The sequence below is a fragment of the Marinobacter sp. genome, from assembly GCF_039977835.1.
Taxonomy (GTDB): domain Bacteria; phylum Pseudomonadota; class Gammaproteobacteria; order Pseudomonadales; family Oleiphilaceae; genus Marinobacter.
In genome coordinates, this window is the sequence record NZ_JBDWCL010000072.1 from 90,123 (window position 1) to 112,434 (window position 22,312).

15 protein-coding genes are annotated in these 22,312 nt (G+C 57.7%); 4 read left to right on the forward strand and 11 right to left on the reverse strand.

Annotation, left to right across the window (positions count from 1 at the left end):
• Window positions 1-67: 67 nt before the first annotated feature.
• The gene (locus tag ABJM11_RS21090) at window positions 68-670 is read right to left on the reverse strand and encodes a hypothetical protein (protein WP_348295324.1); all 603 of its coding nucleotides are present in this window, start codon (window positions 668-670) and stop codon (window positions 68-70) included.
• 127 nt (window positions 671-797) lie between these two features.
• Here ABJM11_RS21090 and pabB point away from each other — a divergent pair, with 127 nt between their 5' ends.
• Window positions 798-2,096: an aminodeoxychorismate synthase component I gene (gene pabB, locus ABJM11_RS21095; protein WP_348295325.1), complete on the forward strand. Its 1,299-nt coding sequence runs from the start codon at window positions 798-800 to the stop codon at window positions 2,094-2,096.
• A gap of 37 nt (window positions 2,097-2,133) precedes the next feature.
• Here the strand turns inward: pabB and thrH are convergent, their stop codons facing one another.
• A complete protein-coding gene (gene thrH / locus ABJM11_RS21100) occupies window positions 2,134-2,745 on the reverse strand; it encodes a bifunctional phosphoserine phosphatase/homoserine phosphotransferase ThrH (protein ID WP_348295326.1) in 612 nt (203 codons plus the stop codon).
• Window positions 2,746-2,945: 200 nt separating this feature from the next.
• Between thrH and ABJM11_RS21105 the strand changes: the two genes are divergently transcribed.
• A complete protein-coding gene (locus ABJM11_RS21105; protein ID WP_348295327.1) occupies window positions 2,946-3,668 on the forward strand; it encodes a phosphoadenylyl-sulfate reductase in 723 nt (240 codons plus the stop codon).
• Window positions 3,669-3,685: 17 nt separating this feature from the next.
• Here ABJM11_RS21105 and cysB read toward each other — a convergent pair whose 3' ends face one another.
• Window positions 3,686-4,663 carry an HTH-type transcriptional regulator CysB gene (gene cysB / locus ABJM11_RS21110; RefSeq protein ID WP_348295328.1) on the reverse strand — a complete coding sequence of 326 codons (978 nt, stop codon included), beginning with the start codon at window positions 4,661-4,663 and terminating at the stop codon, window positions 3,686-3,688.
• A 251-nt stretch (window positions 4,664-4,914) separates the two neighbouring features.
• Here cysB and ABJM11_RS21115 point away from each other — a divergent pair, with 251 nt between their 5' ends.
• A complete protein-coding gene (locus ABJM11_RS21115; RefSeq protein WP_348295329.1) occupies window positions 4,915-7,641 on the forward strand; it encodes a LuxR C-terminal-related transcriptional regulator in 2,727 nt (908 codons plus the stop codon).
• A 259-nt stretch (window positions 7,642-7,900) separates the two neighbouring features.
• Here ABJM11_RS21115 and dinG read toward each other — a convergent pair whose 3' ends face one another.
• The 5 genes from dinG to ABJM11_RS21140 form a co-directional block, all read right to left on the reverse strand.
• The gene (dinG, locus tag ABJM11_RS21120) at window positions 7,901-10,087 is read right to left on the reverse strand and encodes an ATP-dependent DNA helicase DinG (protein ID WP_348295330.1); all 2,187 of its coding nucleotides are present in this window, start codon (window positions 10,085-10,087) and stop codon (window positions 7,901-7,903) included.
• Window positions 10,087-10,851 carry a general secretion pathway protein GspB gene (locus ABJM11_RS21125; protein WP_348295331.1) on the reverse strand — a complete coding sequence of 255 codons (765 nt, stop codon included), beginning with the start codon at window positions 10,849-10,851 and terminating at the stop codon, window positions 10,087-10,089. The genes dinG and ABJM11_RS21125 overlap by 1 nt, the downstream gene beginning before the upstream one ends.
• A 1-nt stretch (window position 10,852) precedes the next feature.
• Window positions 10,853-12,562: an AAA family ATPase gene (locus ABJM11_RS21130; RefSeq protein ID WP_348295332.1), complete on the reverse strand. Its 1,710-nt coding sequence runs from the start codon at window positions 12,560-12,562 to the stop codon at window positions 10,853-10,855.
• A 98-nt stretch (window positions 12,563-12,660) separates the two neighbouring features.
• Window positions 12,661-14,148 (reverse strand): DUF3336 domain-containing protein, encoded by a 1,488-nt coding sequence (locus ABJM11_RS21135; RefSeq protein WP_348295333.1) that lies wholly within the window; start codon window positions 14,146-14,148, stop codon window positions 12,661-12,663.
• A gap of 39 nt (window positions 14,149-14,187) precedes the next feature.
• Window positions 14,188-14,979 (reverse strand): VacJ family lipoprotein, encoded by a 792-nt coding sequence (locus tag ABJM11_RS21140; RefSeq protein WP_348295334.1) that lies wholly within the window; start codon window positions 14,977-14,979, stop codon window positions 14,188-14,190.
• A 36-nt stretch (window positions 14,980-15,015) separates the two neighbouring features.
• On the opposite strand from ABJM11_RS21140, the gene ABJM11_RS21145 reads away from it, so the two are divergent.
• Window positions 15,016-15,423, forward strand: a complete 408-nt coding sequence (locus ABJM11_RS21145; RefSeq protein ID WP_348295335.1) for an acyl-CoA thioesterase — start codon at window positions 15,016-15,018, stop codon at window positions 15,421-15,423.
• Window positions 15,424-15,453: 30 nt separating this feature from the next.
• Here ABJM11_RS21145 and ABJM11_RS21150 read toward each other — a convergent pair whose 3' ends face one another.
• The 3 genes from ABJM11_RS21150 to ABJM11_RS21160 all read right to left on the reverse strand — a co-directional run bounded on the left by ABJM11_RS21150 (window position 15,454) and on the right by ABJM11_RS21160 (window position 22,273).
• Window positions 15,454-16,575 carry a beta-ketoacyl-ACP synthase III gene (locus ABJM11_RS21150; RefSeq protein WP_348295336.1) on the reverse strand — a complete coding sequence of 374 codons (1,122 nt, stop codon included), beginning with the start codon at window positions 16,573-16,575 and terminating at the stop codon, window positions 15,454-15,456.
• Window positions 16,576-16,661: 86 nt separating this feature from the next.
• Window positions 16,662-20,588 carry an ATP-dependent RNA helicase HrpA gene (hrpA, locus tag ABJM11_RS21155; protein WP_348295337.1) on the reverse strand — a complete coding sequence of 1,309 codons (3,927 nt, stop codon included), beginning with the start codon at window positions 20,586-20,588 and terminating at the stop codon, window positions 16,662-16,664.
• 8 nt (window positions 20,589-20,596) lie between these two features.
• Complete coding sequence (locus ABJM11_RS21160) at window positions 20,597-22,273, reverse strand: long-chain fatty acid--CoA ligase (RefSeq protein WP_348295338.1); 1,677 nt, start codon at window positions 22,271-22,273, stop codon at window positions 20,597-20,599.
• Between the last annotated feature and the right edge of the window lie 39 nt (window positions 22,274-22,312).

A 22,312-nucleotide genomic window follows, 5' to 3' on the forward strand; every position in this document is an offset into this window, starting at 1 on the left:
TACATTCACAAAATGTCACAAAACAAATCACTTATTAATAGTTGAACGGATATATTCGTAAATTCAATCAGTTACCACTTTCAGAATTGTTTTCTTTTTCGTCATAAAAAATCTGGAATGGCTTTTCCTGGGACATGGGCTCACCAAAGCTCGCCTCTCCGTTTTCCAGCTTTACCGGAATCAACTTGATGCCGGAAACCCCCAGGCGGTGCTCGTGCTCGAGGGCCATGGCGCGAATGGTCTCGCCATCTTTCTCCACACTTCCCGGGTAGGCAATAATCGCAGAATGGATTTCACCCCGACGGGCGATCGACTTCAGCCCCGCCCGGTACATCAACACCTTGACCTGCCCGGGTGCCTCCTCAGCTTCGTCGGCCAGCCTCATCTGCTGGACCTTGTCGGACTTCATCACCATGAACGCCATGGGCCGGAAAATGCCCGCTTCCTCCAGCTCATCACCAGCCTTTTTGACAGCGGCGTCCGTCATCTCTGTAAGATGCCTCTGGGCAACCTTGACCACCGCCGCCAGGTCCTTGTCATCAATTTTTCCATCGGAAAGCACATGGTCTTCCATATCTATCGCATCCTGTGCAAAAGCCACTGTTGAAATCGCAAAACCGATGATGAGTGCCGAGACAAAACGCTTACCAATGCCGTTACAAGTCTTCATACTGGTTACTGCCCTCAGGTTTATTGTTTAGAATGCACCGGACACAACCCTCCCAGGCCTGAAAATCGGTGACTTGCCGCACAGGCTACCGTGAACCCATGCAAGATTTTGTTAAGTATGTAACATCGTGAAAACATTAAATGAGGAAGAGGCTGAACGCCTTATTTCACAGATCAGCACTCATCATGGGTTTATCGATTACACGGACGCAGGCAGACAGCGGCGGGTGGTCACGGCTTTGCCCCTCGAGCACTGGCCGGTACCGCAGGAAGAAGCTGCTTTTTTGGCGCTGACGGACGACATTGAAGCCATCTGGGCCAGGCTTGCGACGGAAGATGCCGGGCCCGGCGGGGTCATCGGTACACTGTTTTACGAGGCCGGCAACCATACCGTCCCGGGATTCTCGGGCTGCGACGACACCGACTGCGGGGACTATGGCTACGTTGGCGTCTACCTTTGGCAGCTCACCCTCGATACCTCCGGTAAGCACCCCCCCAGGCTCGAATTCCATGCCGCCTGCGACAGCGCGACCAGGGAGCAAGTGCTCAGCCTTGCCAGCCATGAAGCCGACTACCCCGCTCCATTGGTCATAACCCGGAATTTTGTGGCAGAAGAAACCCCAGAGCACTACCGGCGTGGCGTGTCCGAAGTGCTGCGCTACATTCATGCCGGGGACTGTTACCAGGTCAATCTGTCCAACAAGTACACCGGTGGCTACCGGGGCGCGCCCTATTCCGCGTTCAACGCGCTATGCCAGGCCGTTCCTGTTCCCCACGCTGCCTACGTCAATGCCGGCGCCTATCAAGTCCTCAGCATTTCCCCGGAACTGTTCCTCAGCATCGAACGGGGTCGAAAGGTGACCAGCAAGCCCATCAAGGGCACCCGGCCCCGGGATCTGATCTCAGCAGAGAATGACCGGAAGATCGCCACCGCTTTGGAATCCTCGGATAAAGACCGCGCCGAGAACCTGATGATCGTAGACCTGATCCGGAACGACCTGTCCCGTTTCTGTGAGCCCTTTTCCGTGTCGGTTCCCCGGTTGTTCAGCATTGAAAGCTACGAGAATGTGCACCAACTGGTCAGTACGGTGGAAGGAAAATTGCGTGCGGATATCACGCCGTTTCGTGCTTTTCTCTCCGCCTTTCCGGGAGGCTCCATCACCGGGGCCCCAAAACGCCGGGCGATGGAGATCATCGACGGGCTGGAGGCGCATAGCCGGGGCCCCTATTGCGGATCGGTGTTCCGCTGGGATTTTTCCAATAATCTGGAAAGCAATATCGCCATCCGAACCCTGATGACGGATTCGGACGGGCAGATTCACTGCTGGGCGGGGTGCGGCATTGTGGCAGACTCAGATCCGGACGATGAATACCGGGAATCCGTGGACAAGGTCCAGAAGCTGATGAAGGTGCTGGAAGCGCTGTAACCGGGAGAGCTCAGCCATCCCGGCATCACCAATAACATCAGTTGTGGATGGCGCTGGCCCTGAGGAACTCGGCTTTCAGTTCGTCAAAGGTATGTACCGCCGGGAATTGCGGAAATTCCTCGATCACGTTCTGCGGTGCATGAAACAGGATGCCCGCTTCCGCCTGCCCCAGCATGGTGGTGTCGTTGTAGGAATCACCCGCTGCAACCACCCGGTAGTTGAGCAGCTGGAACGCACGCACCGACTGGCGCTTGGGGTCTCGCTGGCGCAACAGGTAATCGGTAATTCTGCCCTCTTCATTCACTTCCAGCTTGTGACACAGCAACGCCGGGTAACCCAGCTTCGCCATCAGCGGCATGGCAAACTCATAGAAGGTATCGGAAAGAATCACCACCTGGAACCGTTCGCGAAGCCAGTTCAGAAACTCGCTGGCACCGGGCAGCGGGTCCAGTTCGCCAATCACTTCCTGAATTTGTGGCAGGCCATAGCCGTGCTGATCCAGCAGTTTCAGCCGTTGGGTCATCAGCACGTCATAGTCGGGAATGTCGCGGGTGGTCGCCTTGAGTTCCTCAATGCCGGTTTTTTCCGCAAACGCGATCCAGATTTCCGGGATCAGTACTCCTTCAAGGTCAAGGCACGCGAGTTCCACAGTGGTCTCCTGATAAATTGAACGCTAGTCAGCCCGGTGAAACACCACCGGAGATTGAAATCAGGCGGTATGATAAGAAAATCCGGCACGGAATGCATTGTGGATCTGTCCGGCTATAACGATATAGTCCGGCATTCCTTCAGACTTACCCATGTTAATGGTAGATTTATCACACATTTACACCCCAGGTGATGCGTTCAATGACGGATATTTCACAGCTACAGACCGAACTTGAGGGCCAGAGCCCAAGGGCCATCCTCAAGGCCGCACTGGCAAAGTACGACAACATCGCCATTTCCTTCAGCGGCGCGGAAGACGTTGCGCTGATCGAGCTTGCCCACAAACTGACCGACAACCTTCAGGTATTCACCCTGGATACCGGACGACTTCACCCGGAAACCTACGAATTTATCGACAGGGTTCGCGAGCATTACGGCATTGAGATTGAGGTGATGTTTCCTGATGCCACCGAAGTTCAGGACCTGGTTACCCGCAAGGGCATGTTCAGCTTTTATAAGGACGGCCACTCTGAGTGTTGTGGTATCCGCAAGGTCAACCCGCTGCGGAGAAAGCTGGCTAGCGTGGACGCCTGGATCACCGGGCAACGCAAGGATCAGAGCCCGGGTACGCGTAACGACGTACCCACTGTGCAGATTGACGACGCCTTCTCCACGGAAGACAGAGAGCTGGTGAAATTTAATCCGTTAGCGAACTGGAGCTCAAAGGAAGTCTGGGACTATATCCGCATGACGGAAGCGCCCTACAACAAACTGCACGAGAAAGGCTTTGTCAGTATCGGCTGCGAGCCTTGCACACGTGCCATATTACCGGGGCAGCATGAACGCGAGGGCCGCTGGTGGTGGGAAGAAGCCACCCAGAAAGAGTGCGGCCTGCACGCCGGCAACCTGATCGCCCGGGAATAGGCCCGGGCGACGACCGGTCAGTAGGTGGGCAACTCGACATCATTGAACAGAGCTTCGATTTCCGCCCGGCTACCTTGATGCGCAACCGCCTCATCAACCCGCTCACGGGTAAGGTGTGGCGCAAACCGCTGGATAAAGTCGTACATATACCCCCGCAGGAAGGTGCCCTTGCGGAACCCTATGCGGGTGACACTGGGGCGGAACAGCTTACTGGCATCCAGGGCCACCAGGTCAGTGTCAGTGGCCTCGTCAAAAGCCATGCTGGCAATAATGCCAACCCCCAGCCCAAGGCGTACATAAGTCTTGATAACGTCTGCATCCGCTGCGGTGAAGACCACCTTGGGCGTCAACCCGTAGGCCTGGAAGGCTTCATCAAGCTTCGAGCGGCCGGTAAAACCAAACACATAGGTGACCAGAGGGAACTGCGCCAGATCAGGCAGGGTCAGCTCTGGCTTCTGGGCCAGAGGGTGGTCCCTGGGCACGATGATACTGCGGTTCCAGCGGTAGCACGGCATCATGATCAGGTCGTTGAACAACTCCATGGCCTCAGTGGCGATGGCAAAGTCCACGGCACCGTTGGCCGCCATTTCCGAAATCTGCATCGGAGTGCCCTGATGCATGTGCAGGGACACGTCCGGATAGGATTCTATGAAGCCGCTGATAATCGGCGGCAACGCATAACGGGCCTGAGTGTGAGTCGTTGCAATGCTCAGGTCGCCCTTGCGCTGATTGCTGAACTCCTGGGCAATTTTCTTGATGCCTTCCACGCGGCGTAGAATCTCACCGGCTTCCCGGATAATAATTTCACCACCCGGCGTTATACGTGTCAGGTGTTTGCCGCTGCGGGCAAAGACTTCCAGGCCCAGTTCATCTTCCAGAAGGCGGATCTGCTTGGATATTCCCGGCTGGGATGTAAAAAGGCTCTGGGCAGTGGCGGATACGTTGAGCTCATGGTGCGCAACTTCCCAGATATAGCGCAACTGTTGTAATTTCATCTACCCTGTCGCTCCCCATAGGGCCCGGGCTGAGCCCGGGCATTTATATGCTGGTGTTATTGTAGAAGAATACGCATAAAGGCGTGATTTTTCATTCTTATTGAGCATAGAGAATCCTTTCCACCACAGTTTAGACCAAAATAACGAGAACACAGCATGGTGACGCGGTCATTTGTCTTTGCGGCCCTTGACTTAACGATGACAAAGCACACAATCCCTAATCGAACCATTCACCGGCATTCAGGGCAACAATGCTGTTAACCACCAAATTCCTCAGACCCACCGCGGACCCCCGCTCGGTAAAGCGTGAGCGCCTTAGTGCGCTGCTGCAACCGGATGGCGCGAAACGGCTGAATCTGGTGGTGGCACCGGCCGGCTTCGGCAAGACAACACTGGTGAGCCAGTGGTGTTCCCAGTCACCCACCACCGTGGCCTGGTTATCCCTGGATGAACACGATGATGAACCCCGGCGGTTCTGGCAGTACGTAGTCGGAGCCTTTGAACACAATGGCCTGGCGGGCCTGGAAGAATGCCGGCAACAGCTGAGCCATTGCAGCCAGCAGGAGCTGGAAGGCCCCATCACCGGACTGATCAACGTACTTGCCGCAGACGGTGCGGCATGGTCGCTCATACTCGACGACTACCATTTCATCCGTGATCCGCAACTGCAGCGGCAGGTATCCTATTTCATCGACTACCTGCCGCCCGATATTCTGGTGACTCTTGCCTCCCGTACCGAACCGGCATTGCCGCTTTCCCGCTGGCGTGTTCGCCGCTGGGTCGAGGATGTCCACCCGGGCCTGCTGGCGTTTTCCGAAGAGGAGTGCCAGCGGTTCTTTCACGACACCATGGGCCTGGCGCTTTCCGAGCAGGAGGTTCGCAGGATCTGCCGCAAAACCGAAGGTTGGGTAGCGGCCATGCAACTGTCGGCGCTTTCCGGTGGCAGTATTGAGGATCAAAGTACCGCCGACGGCCATCAGCGGGTTGACCTGGATGAACGGAAAATCAGCGACTATGTACTGACGGAAGTGCTGGAACAGCAGCCCGCACCGGTGCGTGATTTTCTGCTGGATACCGCCTGCTGTCCCCGTCTGTGCGCTTCCCTGTGCGATGCAGTACGGGGCACCACCAATAGCCAGGTATTGCTGGAGCAGCTGCTCCGTGAAAACCTTTTCCTGATTCCCCTGGACACCCGTAATGAATGGTTCCGTTATCACGATCTTTTCCGTGATGCGCTGTTGCAACGGGCCCGGCATCTCAAACCCGAAGACACCGAAAAACACTGGCAGCGGGCTGTGAACTGGTTACTCACACATGGCCACGTGCAGGAAGGCATTTCCCAGATCGTCCAACACCAGGACTGGTCGTGGCTTGCCCGGGTTCTGGCCGAACATGGTAACAACCTGATTCATGGCGGGTTTCATCTACCCGTACTGAGCTGGCTCGATTCCCTGCCCCCTCACAGCCTTCAGGAAAGCCCGCAGCTGCTGATGTTGCGAGTGTGGGCACTGTTCTTCGCCAACCGCGTGGATGTACTCGACCCACTGCTGGGCGAACTGGAAGACATGCTGGACAAGCAGGTGGCGGACTCCCACCCGGATGCCGAAGGTGCCCTGGGTCTGCAGAGCGAGATTTCCTTGATCCGTTCCTACCTTGCCCGCTCCAAAAGCGATGACAAGAGTGCCAGCGATCTCACCCAGCAGGTGTTACGGGATATCGACCACACCCGGATTCCGCTGAAATCGGTAACCTATTACGGCGTCGGACTGGACTATTATGGAAAGGGCGACCTCGCCGCTGCCGAAGATGCACTCAAGTCTGCTGTGCGTTACGGCGAGCTTGAACGCAAGCCCAGCACTGTGCTGTCCAGCGGCGGGCTCCTGGCCTGGATCCAGTACAACCGGGGGGATATTGACGAAGCACTGGACACCTGCACACGTATCCGGCAGTGGGTGGACCAGCACCACAGCGATCCCCGCCAGCCGATGCTGATCTCTTGCTGGCAAAACAGCGCACTGATCGAGATATACCGCGAACGCAACGAGCCCCAACTGGCGGCCTCCTATCTTGCACCGCTGCTGGACCACGTTAACAATGGAACCGAGCCTGGCCAGCATGTCATCATCCAGTATGTCCGGGGGCACCTGGCGTTCAGCGAAGGGCGCTACCAGGAAGCCATAGAGGCACTGGAAGATGCCGCCAGCGTCGCACGGCGCCGACGTGAACACATCCTCTTCGAGCCCCCCGCCTGCTCGGCCATGCTCGCCCGCTGCTATCTGGCCACCGGGCACCTGGACCAGGCGGAAGAATGGGTGCAACAGGTCGACAGTGCCGGCTTTACCAACCCGCTCAATCGCGAACAGAACCAGATCAGTGTCGCCCGGGTGCAAGTGGCACTGGGTGACCCGGAAACTGCTATGCAGACTTTGGCGCCCCTGCGCCTGAGCGCCGAGAAGGACCAGCATTACCGTCACCTGGTCGAGATCCAGCTGGTTTACAGTGATGCGCTTTACGCCGAGGGCAGGACCGAGGAAGCAGAACAGATGCTGGCTCGGGCCGTAAATCGGGCAGCCGATGCCGGCTTTATGCGCCTGCTGGCCGAAGAGAGCCCCACCATCCGAACGCTGTGTCTGGAGTCACCGCAACTGAAGTCACCGGGGCGCTGGAATACACGTGTGCTGGCCATGTTGCGGGACCAGACGGAGGCGAGCATCTCCACACCCGCCCAGGCACCCACGAAGGAAGGCACTCCCCCAGCGGGCTCCCGCAACGACGAGTTGGCCGAGCCTCTCAGCCAGCGGGAACTGGAAGTACTGGAACTTATTAACCAGGGGCTGGCCAATAAAGACATCGCCAACAGCATGGGCGTAGCACCCACAACGGTGAAGGCCCATATCCGTAATCTCTATGGCAAACTGGCCGTTGGGTCGCGAACCGAGGCACTGGCCAGGGCACGGGAATTACGGTTGCTGACCTAGCGACACGCCCTGGCACGTCCAGTCTCGATCCATTTTTGTGAATTGCGTCACATTTTCTATTGTATTTAGTCGCCCACTACGCCCTTTGGACGATCCGGATACGCCCCCTACTCCCTTATGATTCTTCCAACGCTGAGGGAAACCTTGGTAAGAATTCTGAAACTTCAGGCCTTCAGACTTCTTGTTCCGCGTTGTTTCGACGCCCGGGTTCGATAAGAGCCCACTCTATAAGAGCCACCCATATGGGTCGGCTCTTTTTTTATGGCTCAATGATTCGTCGGAAAGGCGGCAATGCATCCAGCAACAGTTGCCCGTACCGACGCGCAATGATGCGGCGATCCAGTATGGTGACCCGGCCCGTATCGGATTCGGTCCGCAACAGACGGCCAACGGCCTGAACCAGCTTGATGGATGCGTCGGGCACGGTGATTTCCATAAACGGATTGCCTCCGCGGTGCGTCACCCATTCTGCCAGGCTGGCCTCAATGGGATCGTCCGGCACCGAGAACGGCAGCCGCGTGATCACCACGTGGCTCAGGTATTGTCCGGGCAAGTCGATGCCCTCCGCGAAGCTGGCAACGCCGAACAGGACACTGGGGAGACCTTCATCCACACGGCTGCAGTGACGGCGCAATACTTCACCTTTTGCCATGTCGTCCTGGGTGGTGATCAACTCCGGGTAGTCTGGCGCCAGTGCGTCCCTTACCAGTTTCATCTGTTTGCGTGACGTAAACAGCACCAGAGTTGCCTTCTCGCCGGCCCAAAGGTCAGGCAGCCGCGACACCACCTGGTCGGTAAAGCTGTCGTCGGTAGGCATGGCCGTCATCGCCGGCACTTCTACTGTCGCCATATCGCCATAGCGAAAAGAGCTGGGAACCACCACAAACCGGCTGGTTTCCGGCAGACCGGCCCGGGCCTTCAGGCGGTCAAACCGGCCCAGCGCGGTGAGTGTTGCGCTGGTAAGGACGGCCCCATAGGCGCGCGACCACAGCCGGGAATACAACAGGTTGTCCGCCAGTACCGGGCTGCTGTAGAGGGTGATATCTTCCGCATGTTCCCAGCGTTGCCGCACTGCCCAGCGCGCGGCAGGCGGGCCGGCGCGCTGCTTTTTTGCCCCGTCCTGTTCACTGGCTTCCGGATCTTCCGCTGGCTGGCCAGGGTTGTCGCTCCATGCAGACCATAAACGCAGCTGGTCCTCGGCCCGGCTGTGGAACGAGCCAATCACGGGATACCAGGATTCCGCCGTATCCCGGTCGACATCGCTCGCCTTGCGTTCGTCGAAGGCCGTCTGCAGCTCCTCCACCATCACCCCTAGCTGGCGCGTGAGCGTTGCTGTGGCAATCCGGGCCTCAACTGCCAATGCGGCCATTGCTTCCGGCAATGCCCCTTCGGGATACCGCCACTGGGCGGAGCGGCGTTCTTCATTGAATTCCCAGCCGGTGTTCTGTTCCGCTTCCTCATAAACTTTCGTCAGGGTGAGATCCACGTCCCGGGACGCGGAGCCGATTCTGTCGATGGTTTTCGCCGCCTGAGTGCCAGGTGCGAGGAACGGCTGCATCTTGCCGAGCGCCTGGGAGAGCTGCTTGAGCCATTGGCGGGTGGAGTTCAGGGGGACGGACGCTGCGAAATGATTCAGCGCCTTGTCGGGCAGATGATGGGCCTCGTCGAAAATGAACAATGCGTTTTCCGGTTCCGGAAGAATCGCGCCACCGCCAAGAGCCAGGTCCGCCAGTACCAGATCGTGATTGGCCACGACTATATCGGCGTCGTCCAGATCCTTGCGGGCATCAAAGAAGGCGCAGCTGTCGAAATAACTGCAATGGCGATTGGTGCACTGGCGATGGTCCGTGGTGACCTGTCGCCAGACATCGTCGGGAATCTGGTCCGGCCAGTGATCCCGGTCGCCGTCCCATTTGCGGGAGCCATAGCTGGCGAGCATGTCCTCGAAGAAGGCCCGGGTTCCGGGTTCTTCCTTGCCGGGACCATCCAGGAGGAACAGCGGCATGGTATCGCTGTCACCATTGCCCTCGTCGTGAAGGCGAGCTTCCAGCCGGGACATACACAGGTATCGGCCGCGGCCCTTGGCCAGAGTCCAGGTGAAATCCTGCTTGCTGTGTCTTTTCAGATCCGGCAGGTCCTTGTGGACAATCTGGTCCTGCAGCGCCACGGTCGCAGTGGAAATCACCAGGGTTTTACCCAGTGCCCGAGCGACAGGAATAGCTGCAATCAGGTAGGCCAGGGTCTTGCCGGTGCCCGTCCCTGCTTCCACCACACAGGCGCCCGCCGGTGATGTACGCTGGCCGTCGTTCTCGGTGATATCGCCCATATAGCGGGCGATCTCCGCTATCATCAGCCGCTGGCCATAGCGAGCTCGGATGTCCTTGCCTGCCAGCACATCGCGGTAGGTCTGTTGTATCTGCTGCTTGACGTCCTCGGAAAGTGCCATTACCGGGGGCTCACCCAGTTCCGGACAACACCGACACGGAATCGGCGGCCGTCCATACTCAGCTCCACACCTTCCTCGGTAATCCGCTCGACGGTAATGCCCGAGAAGGACTCCCCCGGGCGCAGATAGTTGTCATTGATCATCACCCGCCTGGACGACGGCTCGGACGCATAGATGTGACTGTTAAAAATCAGGTCAGGTACTCGTTTCTGGAATGACAATGGCAGCTCGACAAGGTGTGGAGTGCGTGCAGCAGCCGCTCCGTCGTCGGCTGCACTTGAAGGATTAACCGCGCTGGGCTCCCTGGGGCTCGGAACGATTACTGTGGGCCGTTCCCGCTCCATTTCCTCAACCGTGGGCTCAACGGTCCCTGGCATGGGTATCTCGACCGCGTTGGCAAGCGTATTGTCAGGTGTCGCCGGCGTCGCCGCAGGCGCAGGCAGCGACTGGATCGACGACTCAGACCCGGACAGAACCGGCTCCGGCGCGGATGCAATGGGTTCTGCCTGCGGGACCGGGGCAACAGTGTCTGTTGAGGAGGTGGCAGGCACTTCCCGTGTCGCGGTTACGGAGGCCCGGGGCCAGAATACCCAGGCCAGGATGACGGCATTCAGGACAAGAGCAATGGTCACCACCCACACCAGCACCGGTACTGCCTTTTTCTTCGGCTTGTGGATCATCTGGACCTGTTGCCCGAGTTCCGGAACCCGCCCCTGGCGGCGCTCTGTTTCCGACTTTCTCAGGGCGTCAAGAATATAGGACATGTCAGTTTATCATCCCCCCTGAATAAAGCCGGGGACCATCGGATTCCAGGTCGTTATTCATCTGTATGATGGTCATGGCACCGGCAATACCGTCAACCGTCAGACCTTTGCGCTCCTGGTACCAGCGAACCTGTTCCTCAGCGGGCATACGGTTCACCCGGTTTTCTTCTTCACGGGAACTCGAGTAACGGCTGGCCAGCTCCATCATCCGCGAGCCCATCCATATCTGTTCTGACACATCGTCGTCGCCCCTGTCATCTTCGCGCTGCCGGATATGGGGAGGCAACTCCCAAAGCACCGTGAACTCACCGAACCAATAGGGCTCCAGGCTGGAGAAACTTACATCGCGCTGGCCACCCGGAAGCTCGATGGTTGCCCGGTTGTTGTCGAGGCCACTCAATACCGCGTAGCGGCTGCTCCCGTCATCATTGCGAAGCTGCAGAATCGCCGGCCGGTTCAGATACTCCAGGCTCCGTCGTGAGCCCCGGTTCTCCAGGCATCGGAGGCCCTCTTCCTCGGCATAACGGCAGGCGACGGGATTATCGGATACCCGGTACTCCCGTCCCCAGACACTGAACAACTCGGTAAATGCGGCCGGCAAAGACAAGGTATCACCGGAATATTCGAAGCCTGGCAGTGCCTCCTCCGTGACCACGGGTTCTGGTGAAACCTTCGGCGAAGACTCTGCGGAAAGCTCTGGCGAGGCTTCCTCTGGCAGCTCTACCCGTTCGATCATGCCGGAGAATGCCTCACTGCCCGCTTCTGCGGTCGCATCCCGAGTTGTCCCCCCTTCCCCTGGCAGGCGATCCAGCGCCCAAGCCGTCATGATAAAGGCCATGACAATACTGGCCACTACCAATAGAACGTGGGCTTTACCGGTAGACCCGCCGGATCGCCGTCGGGACCGGTTTCCATTCACTTCCCGTGCTGCCGTGCGTATGTGGGACGCTCCAATCTGATGCTCCCCCTCGGCATAAGCCCCCAGCAAAGCGCGATCACTGATCAGGTTGATCAGCCTGGGCACACCATGGCTGGCACGGAACAGGGCCCTGATGGCTGCATCCGTGAAAATCTCACCACGAAGACCGGCAACGCTGAGCCGGTAGCGCAGATAGGCTTCTATTTCCTCACGTCCCAGTGCATCCAGGTGATAACGCGCCGTAACCCGCTGGTTCAGTTGGCGTAACTCCGGCAGTTCCAGAATATCCTGTAATTCCGGCTGGCCCAGTAATACGATCTGCAACAGCTTTTTCTCGGCGGTTTCCAGATTGGTAAGCAGACGCAGTTGTTCCAGCACTTCGGCCGAGAGGTTCTGGGCCTCGTCGATCATCAGAACCTTGTGGCGACCGGCAGCATGGGCCTTGAGCAGATCATCATTGATCAGTCCCACCATGTCCTTGATGGACGCCCCTACCGGATGGGTAATTTCCAGTTCATCACAAATGGACGATAACAACTCCCGGGCGGACAGCCTGGGGTTAAGGATGAGGGCAATATCAACGTGATCTGGCACGTTTTCGATGAAACAGCGGCTGACCGTGGTCTTACCGGTACCGACTTCGCCGGTAATGACGATGAAACCACCCTGTCCCTGCACACCATACATCAGATGCGCCAACGCTTCTTTGTGGCGCTCGCTGAGATACAGGTAGCGGGGATCGGGAGCAATCGAAAACGGGGGTTCCCGAAAACCGAAGAAATCGTAGTACATGAGTGTCCAGTCAGGTGCTCAGGCGGAGCTTGCGGGAGCCGCCATCGGGCTCCCCGGCTATCGCAGTATCATACCGCCCGGCTCCCGGGGCTGTCATCTCATGATGTGCTCGAATCGGCACTGCTTACCAGTCTCAACTCAGCGCCGGAGCGGCGTTGCTGGGTTTTGAGCCTGCTAATGCAGCGCTCCAGCGTCTTGGAGATCCGGGCATGGGAGCGGATCATGGATATCTTCGGCCAGGTCGCCCGTTCACCCTGAAGTATCATCTCCCGCACCCACGCAGGGTCGGGGTTGGCCAGCATGCGGCGGTAATCCTGCAGCCGGTAGGACGGCGAAATCGTCACATCGCCGGAATATCGCTGCCCCATAATGGTGTGCATCTGGCCCGCCATCTGACGAAAAATTTCAGGCCGCACCCGCTTTCGCAGGTAATCAAAAATTCCCTGACCGTGAAACTGAATTTCCGACTTCAGCAGATGCAGCGGCAGGTTGGCAATACTGATTTTCTCGTCCCGTCCACGACGATTCAAAAACGGTACCACATGGGGATTGGTCTGGCTGACGATGGTGAAGTTCACGTCGTACAGGTGCATCAGTCGCTCGATTGGCAGGTCACTGACCACTGAGCCATCCACGAACTTGAGGCGGGACATGTAGGGCAGAATTTTACCCTCGATGTCTTTTTTCATCAGCGGCACCGGTGGAAAAATACCCGGCACCGCCGCACTGGCCAGCACCGCGCTCCACACCAACAGATACGGAGATGTATAACCGCACAACAGGCGGGCCTTCTGATGGGTCTGAACGGGAGAAACGCTCACATTGATCGAGCGACCACTTTTCTGGAAGGCTTCCTCGAAGGTGTATTCCCCGATATTGGCCCGCAGGCAACGCTTCAGTTGTTCCTGGTCCATCAGGCCGTCCCCGCGAATGGCACTGACAAGGCCTCGCCATTTCCAGGCCTTGAGGTCGTGATTTTCCGGCACCAGCATTTCCGGTACTTCGGCATCACTGTGGACACCCAGTATTCCGGCAATGATGGCGCCAATACTGGAGCCGGCAATTACCTGGGGTAAAAGACCTTTTTCCCAGAGTGCCTTGATTACCCCGAAATGAAACATGCCCAGAGTTGCACCACCACTTAGCAACAATGCCGGTCGCCCGAAACTGGTGAGCGTATCGCGGAAGAACTGCAGCTTGTCCGCAACCGGAAATCCCGGGACCGTGGTGTCGCAGAGAAAATCCAGCGACTCGCACACCTGGGCGATGTATTCCTCAATGAGATGCTTGGTGCCAACGTGGGAGCGAGTGTAAAGGGCCGTATTGCCCATGTTACCCAGATCGTGGTGCAGACCTTCCCGCAGGGCACGCTTCAGGCGCTCGAAGTCGTTCTGCTGGCGATAGCTCCGAAGGTTGCTGAGGCGGTCGTAGATCAGTTCGTAGTGGTACTGGTCGGATGCAAAATCTTCCTTCCACTCGACATTGCCTTCCAGAAAATCCAGCTCCAGGGCGGCCGCCTTCCACACCTCATAATTGGGCGCGTCCGCCATCATCTTACGGAACTTGCGGATACGGTCATCGGCCATCAGGTTAACCTCCCTTGTCGCTGCTGCTAGACTCTTCCGTCAGAAATCCTCCAGCATCAGATCTTCGTCATTATCGCTGGCAAAGGGATCATTCACTGTCCGGCCATCATTAATCAGGTAGGCGCGGCGTTGAAGATAGGCGTTCCGTACAAATGTATAGTTATCACCGGACATGAAGGCCTCGGCGGGAATCAGATCGGCGCGCTTGTCTACAACCTGCAGTGCCCTGGCATAATACTTGTCAGGGCTTTCTGCAAGATCCCAGGCCGAGGGCAATACCAGGATATCCGTGGCAAACCCTCCAAAGTCTCTGGGGTTCGAGGGGCCCAGGAACGGAAGCATCAGATAGGGACCGGATTCCATGCCCCAGTACCCGAGCGTCTGGCCAAAATCTTCCGGCCGTTCCGGCAATTCGAACATGGTGGCTACATCGATGAACCCACCAAGCCCGAAAACGGTGTTGTAGGTGAACCGTCCGGCGGCGACCACCGCCGCTTCGCCCTTGAGCTGAAAAATACTGTTGGCGAAGTTTCGGAGTTCTGTGAGGTTATTGAAAAAGTTGGTTACACCACGGTCGGCAAAACCCGGCATAATGGCACGATAACCCTTTGCAATGGGCCGCAGAAACCAGTTATCAATGGTTTCATTGAACCGGTACACCTTGCGGTTCCAGTCCTCGTAAGGATCGACCTCGCTCGCCGGCGCATCCAGCGCTTGCCCGGCCATCTCCGGGTTGGCAGGCTGAACGGTTTGCGCCTCCGCGCCGCTGGCGAAAAGGAACAGTGCAAGCAGGGCGCCAAATAGCCGGGGCCGGAAAAAAACTTGTCTCATCATCAAACCTGAGGTTGTTAAAAAAGGAGCACACCGATGTCAGTACCCGGGAATCTTGTCAGCACCCTTTCCATGCCGCTGCGCTGGGGTGATATGGACGCATACGGTCACGCCAACAATACGGTTTATTTCCGCTTTTTCGAAGAAGCCCGTATCACCTGGCTGGCATGCCTTGAACTTGGCGCAGAAAATGACCCCGACGGACCCATCATTATAAAGACCAGCGCTACCTTTCTGAAGGAACTTTCTCATCCGGCAACGGTGGAAGTGAAAACATACGCTGACAAGGCAGGCAATTCCAGTCTCGACACCTACCATACCCTGACAGATGCCGAGAGCGGGGAGCTTTACGCGGAAGGTTACGCAAAAATTGTCTGGTTTGACCGCACCAATCGCACATCCATGGCCCTGCCGGAAAAACTCAGGGCGTTAGCGGCCAGCTAACCGCAATCGCCCTTCATGCATGGCTTCGTTCTATCGGCGGCGAACCACAACGCTGCCGATGGAATAGCCGGCTCCGAACGAGCAAATAACCCCCAGATCGCCGGCGCTGAAATCATCCTTGTGTTTGTGGAAAGCAATAATGGAGCCGGCGGAACTGGTGTTGGCGTATTCGTCCAGAATAACCGGCGCCTCTTCCGTATCTGCGTCCCGCCCCAGAACCTTGCGAGCGATCAGCTGATTCATGTTCAGATTGGCCTGGTGAAGCCACATGCGCTTCAGATCATCCGGTGCCAGCGACAGACCGGAAAGCTGCTTGAGAATGGTCTCTGCCACCAGCGGCGATACTTCCTTGAACACCTTCCGGCCCTGCTGGACAAACAGCTTGTCCGGCTTGTTGATGCCGGATTTGTCGCCCCGGTTGAGGAAACCGAAGTTATTTCGGATGTTGTTGGAGTATTTGGTCATCAGGCTGGTGCCCAGTATTTCGAACCCCTGACCGCCGGCTACATCGGCGTCCCGCTCGACCAGAATGGCAGTGCAGGCATCACCGAAAATGAAGTGGCTGTCGCGGTCGCGGAAATTCAGGTGGCCGGAACAGATTTCCGGGCTGACCACCAGCACTGCCCTGGCGGTGCCATTTTCCACCGCATTGACCGCCGCCTGCAGGCCGAAGGTGGCTGAACTGCAGGCCACATTCATGTCGTAGGCGAAGCCCTCGATACCAAGGGCATCCTGAACTTCAACGGAAATAGCAGGGTAAGGGCGCTGCATGTTGGAACAGGCCACAATCACGGCATCCACGTCCGAAGCGGACTTACCGGCCTGCTTCAGCGCCTCGTTGCAGGCCGCCACCGACATCTCACACTGTACCGACGGCTCATCGTTGCTCCGGTCCGGAATGTTCGGACACATCCGCTCGGGGTCCAGGATGCCTTCCTTGTCGATAACATGGCGACGCTTGATGCCAGAGGCTTTTTCGATAAACGCAGAAGAAGACGGCTGAAGTGGCTCGACATCTCCTCGGTCGATGTCGTCGGCATGACGGGCATTGTGGAGTTCCACGAAGGCATTGAATGCCTCCACCAACTCGTCGTTGGAAATGGTTGCTGGCGGTGTGTACAACCCGGTCCCGCTGATAACGGCTCTAATCACGCTAACCCCACATCATAGTTATGAATGCACCAATATTGCCCAAATACTAACACAGTCTCGGAGTTTTGCCCGCGACGACCATCGTCTTAAACCCGCGTTTTCTCCCACTGCCTGTCGAGGCGCTTCACCGATACCGGCACCGCTGTACCCAGCTGCTGGGCAAAGGAAGACACCCGGAATTCTTCCAGCATCCATCGATACAACACCAGCTCCGGGTCGCGAATACCCTGACGTTGCTGCTCATCCCGTTTACTGGCGTAACGGGACCACAATGGCTCGATCGTGTGCAGGAACTCCCTTTCCCTGCCAAGCTCTCTTGGCATTTTTTCATAACGGAGACTGGCCGCCTCGAAATAGCGGCCAAAATGGGCCAGCCACGCTGGTGGGGTCGCAACAAGAAATCCTGGATAAACAAGATTCTGGAGCTGAAACTTCAAATCGGCCATACTGTTGGCCAGCGCCAGGCTGATTTTGCCCTTCAGTTGTTTCATTACTCCATGGTAGCCGATCATGGCTTGATGCAGCCTTTCGTCCGCCTCCTCCAGCGCCGGAATGAACTCTGCCCTGCCGGCGTCGAAAGCCCGCTCGAAGGCCAGGCTGTCACGGGGCACCTCGCCCGGTACGAAATGCTGCATGGCCGTTGCCACCAAGAGGTCGTCCAGCAGCACACGGGCCTTGCCCACCGGGGCAAACATCAGCGCAGAGGCTTTGAAATGGGGCAATTTGCGGTCGATCTCATCCAGCCTGCTGCCCAGCCGGATCAGGATCAGCCGAGCCACCGCCCTGCGGGTAGCATCCTCAGCGGTCAGCCGGTCGAGGAAACGGGTCTGGCGAACTGAGTCACCCTGATCTTCCAGCGCCGGGTATACTGTTACCTCCATACCGCCTTTATCGGTTCTGACCGATTGTGCCAGTTCCCCGAAATCCCATCCCGTCGACGTTGTTGCAGGAGTGTCCCCCGGCTGCGTTCGGGTTGCTGAAGACAACGCGGCTTCCGCCCGGCCTTCCAGTTCGCTCTGGAGCTTTTCCGTCTCCCGTCCTTCTGCGATAGGCTTTCCGGCATCGTCCACAACACGCAGGTTCATCCGCAGATGCCTTGGCAAATCTTCCTGGGGCCAGGCATCCGGATCTATCCGCACGCCGGTCATTCGACGAAGCTGCTCACCCAGTTGCAGCGCAAGGGGTTCATTGGACGGCTGGAGGTTTTCCAGTGCTGCTTCCACAAAGTCCGGAACCGGAACGAAGTTACGCCGCAAGGCCTTGGGCAAGCCTTTGACCAGTGCAATACATTTTTCCCGCAGCAGGCCCGGCACCAGCCATTCAAGGCGCCTGGCAGGCAATTGCTTAAGGGCCATCACTGGTGCCTGGAGGGTGACACCGTCCCGTTCGCTGGTGGGCTCGAACTCGTAACTCAGCGGGTAACGCACACCTTCCCATTCCAGATAATCCGGGTACAGGGCACCGGCCTGCTCGTCCACCGGACGCTGGAGAATGTCGGCCTCGGTCAGCTCCATATTACGGAGTTCGTCGGCACTCAATTGCTTCCACCAGCTTTCGAAATGCCGACCACTGACAATGTCGGCCGGCAGGCGCTGGTCGTAGAAATCCACCAGTACTTCATCTTCCACCAGCAGGTCCCGGCGGCGGGTCTTGCGTTCCAGGTTCTCGACGGTATCCAGCAACTCCCGGTTACGGGCAATGAACGGCGCCCTGGACTGGTAATCCCCTTCCACCAGCGCATGACGGATAAACAGAGTGCGGCACTCGGCCGGGTCCACCTTGCTGTAGGGAATCCGCCGCCTGGGAATAATATCGAGGCCGTAAAGGCTGACCTTCTCGTAACCCATCACCTGGGCACGCTTCTGTTCCCAGTGGGGCTCAAAGTAGTGATGCTTGACCACGTGGCCGGCAAGGGGCTCGATCCATTCGGGCTCGATTTTCGCCACCACGCGGGCAAAAACCCGGCTGGTTTCGACAATTTCTGCGGCAACAACCCACTTGGGCCCGGACTTCGATACCTTGGAGCCGGGAAAGATCATCACCTTGCGATTGCGGGTCGCCAGGTATTCCTTTTTTTCCAGTTTCACGGCCACCTGCCCCAACAGGCCCGCCAGTATTGCTTTGTGAAGCGACTCGTAACTGGCCGTGTCCCTGTTCAGCTTCAGCTTCTGCTCGCGGCAGATCAGCGTGAGCTGGCGATGGATGTCGCGCCATTCCCGCATACGCATCCAGGACAGAAAGCTCTTCTGACAAAGCTTTTTCAGCTGATTCTGGGATAGTTCCTGACGCTGCTCCTCGTAGAAGTTCCAGATATTCAGGAGCGTGAGGAAGTCAGACTCCTTGTCATTGAACGGAGCGTGGGCCTGGTCAGCAGCCTGCTGCTTGTCCTGGGGTCGCTCTCTCGGGTCCTGGACACTGAGCCCGGCGATGATCACCAGAGTTTCCGCCAGGCTCCCCTGCTCGGAAGACGTTACCAGCATTCGCGCCAGGCGGGGGTCCAGCGGCAACCGGGCCATGGTACGGCCAAGGCCGGTCACCCGGCGTTTGTCGTCCACCGCGCCCAGCTCTTCAAGCAGTTTGTAGCCATCGTTGATCAGGCGACGGTCCGGCGGTTCCAGAAACGGGAAATGTCGGATGTCCCCCAACCCGGATGTGGTCATCTGCAGGATAACGGACGCCAGGTTAGTGCGGAGAATCTCCGGGTCCGTATACTCCGGCCGGTTGATAAAATCCGTCTCGTCATACAACCGGAAACAGATACCCGGTGCCACACGGCCACACCGCCCGGCCCTCTGGTTGGCACTCGCCTGGGATACCGGTTCAACGGGCAGGCGCTGGATCTTGGAACGTACACTGTAGCGGCTGATCCGCGCCACACCCGTGTCGATCACATATCGGATACCCGGCACCGTCAGGGAGGTTTCCGCCACATTGGTGGAAAGCACCATCCGCCGGCCGCGATGGCCCTGGAATATGCGGTTCTGTTCCTGGTTACTCAGGCGGGAATAGAGCGGCAACACCTCGGTATGGCGCAGGTCGGCGTGACGCAGCACTTTGCTCAGGCTACGGATTTCCCGCTCACCCGGAAGAAACACCAGCACGTCGCCCGGCGGTTGTTTTTCCGCCCGCTCGTGCTGCTCGATTTCCTCCATGGCCCGCAGTACACCGTCAGTCCACCCCTGATCCCGGTCATCCTCATCACCGGTCAGCGGGCGATAACGGATATCCACCGGAAAGGTGCGACCACTGACTTCAATCACCGGCGCATCATTGAAGAACTGGCTGAATCGCTCTACTTCGATGGTGGCCGAGGTGATAATCACCTTGAGGTCGGGGCGCTTCGGCAAAAGCTGACGCAGGTACCCCATCAGAAAATCGATATTGAGGCTGCGTTCGTGGGCCTCGTCGATGATCAGGGTATCGTAACGGTCAAGAAAGCGGTCGTGCTGGACTTCCGACAGTAGAATGCCATCGGTCATCACTTTTAACCGCGACTGCTCGGAGGTGGTATCGGTGAAGCGCACCTGGTAGCCAACCTGGCCCCCGGTCTGCTCTCCCAATTCCTCGGCAATACGGCCGGCAACCGTTCGGGCAGCAATCCGCCTGGGTTGGGTATGGCCAATCAGTCCGCGGATACCGCGGCCACTGTTCATGCAGATTTTGGGGATCTGGGTCGTCTTGCCGGAGCCGGTCTCCCCGGCGATGATTACGACCTGATTCTGTTCAATAGCCTGGCGAATATCGTCAACCCGGTCTGATACTGGCAGCGACGATGGGAACGTAGCTGGCTTGTGCAGTGCCAGACGTTCCCGGACCCTGGCCTGACCGCGGTCAAGCCATTGCGCCATTTTTTCGAGGTCCTTCTGCCCCGGATGGCCTTTCTTCCGGGCCACCAGCTTGTGAATACGGGCTGCTTCAATCTGGTTGCAGGTATCCAGCTGCTCCAGGACGGCCTTCACGGCCGCCCTGCTGTCTGGTGTATTCGCTGGCTGTTCGGGTGGGGCTTGGGTCATCGGGCCTTTTACTTGTTGTTGGCTTCGTCCCGGAGCTCACGGCGCAGGATCTTGCCAACGTTGGTTTTCGGCAGCTCGTTGCGGAATTCGAATGACTTGGGCACCTTGTAGGCGGTCAGACGTTCCCGACAGAACTCTTTCAATTCGTTTTCGGTAACACCTTCGGCGGTGGGTACCAGGAAGACCTTCACGGCCTCGCCGCTCTTGGCATCTTCAACGCCGACGGCGGCACATTCAACCACTTTTGGATGACCGCTCACAACATCTTCGATTTCATTCGGAAAGACATTGAAGCCGGACACAATAATCATGTCCTTCTTGCGGTCAACGATACGAATGTAACCGTCTTCCTGAATCAGGGCGATATCCCCGGTTTTCAGGAAGCCATCATCCGTGAAGGACTTCTGGGTATCTTCCGGACGCTGCCAGTAGCCACGCATCACCTGCGGACCTTTCACGCAAAGCTCACCCGGCTCGCCGATCGGCGTCTCATTGCCGTCGTCGTCAATGGTTTTGACTTCGGTACCCGGAATTGGCAGCCCGATGGTGCCAAGCTGAATGGCGCTGTTGGGGTTGAAGGTAACAACCGGCGAGGTTTCAGTCATACCGTAACCCTCACTGATTTCACAGCCGGTGACACGTTGCCACATCTTGGCGGTGTCGCTGGTCAGCGCCATACCACCGGAAGACGTCAGCTTTAGGCCACTGAAGTCCAGCTCCTGAAATTCCTCGTTATTACACAGCGCCACGAACAGGGTATTCAACCCCAGGAACGCGGTGAACTTGTGGTTCTTGAGCTCCTTGACGAAGCCCGGAATGTCCCGTGGATTGGGAATCAGAACATTATGGGCGCCAGCTTCCAGCATGATGCCGCAGTTCAGGGTAAACGAGTAGATGTGGTACAGCGGCAGTGGCGCAACCACCACTTCCTTGCCCTCTTCCACGGTGTCTTCCATCATCGGGCGAACCTGAAGCAGGTTGGCCACCAGGTTGCCATGGGTCAACATGGCGCCCTTGGCAACCCCCGTCGTACCGCCGGTGTACTGCAGTACGGCAATATCATCTTTCTTGCATTCAACCGGGGTGAACTTTTCCTTGCTGCCAGCGCTGAGCACCGCCGGAAGTTTGTGGGCCTGAGGGAGGTTATAGGCAGGCACCATTTTCTTGAGGTGCTTTACCGCCGCGTTCATCAGCGTGCGCTTCAGCGGTGAGTGCATGTCTGCAATTTCGGTCACAATAACGTGCTCGATGCCGGTATGGGGGAGCACTTTCTCGGCGTTATTGGCCATATTCGCCAATACCACAAGCGCTTTGGCGCCGGAATCGTTAAACTGGTGTTCCATCTCGCGGGTGGTATACAGTGGGTTGGTGTTCACCACGATCAGGCCCGCGCGCATGGCGCCAAAGACAACAACGGGGTATTGGGAAACGTTGGGCATCTGAACCGCAATCCGGTCCCCGGGTTTCAGATCGGTCTTGTTCTGCAGCCAGGCGGCAAAATTCCGGCTCTGGGTATCCAGATCGCGATAGGTGAGCGTGGCCCCAACAGCACTGAAGGCAGGCCGGTCGGCGTATTTTTTCACCGCCTGATCAAATACATCCACCATGCTGGTGTATTTGTCCAGGTTTACGTCCCGGGACACACCGGCGGGGTATTTATCCTGATAGAACTGCTCAAAATCCATCACCATCTCCTGTTAGGCGTTTGTGCTTATAATGTTTAC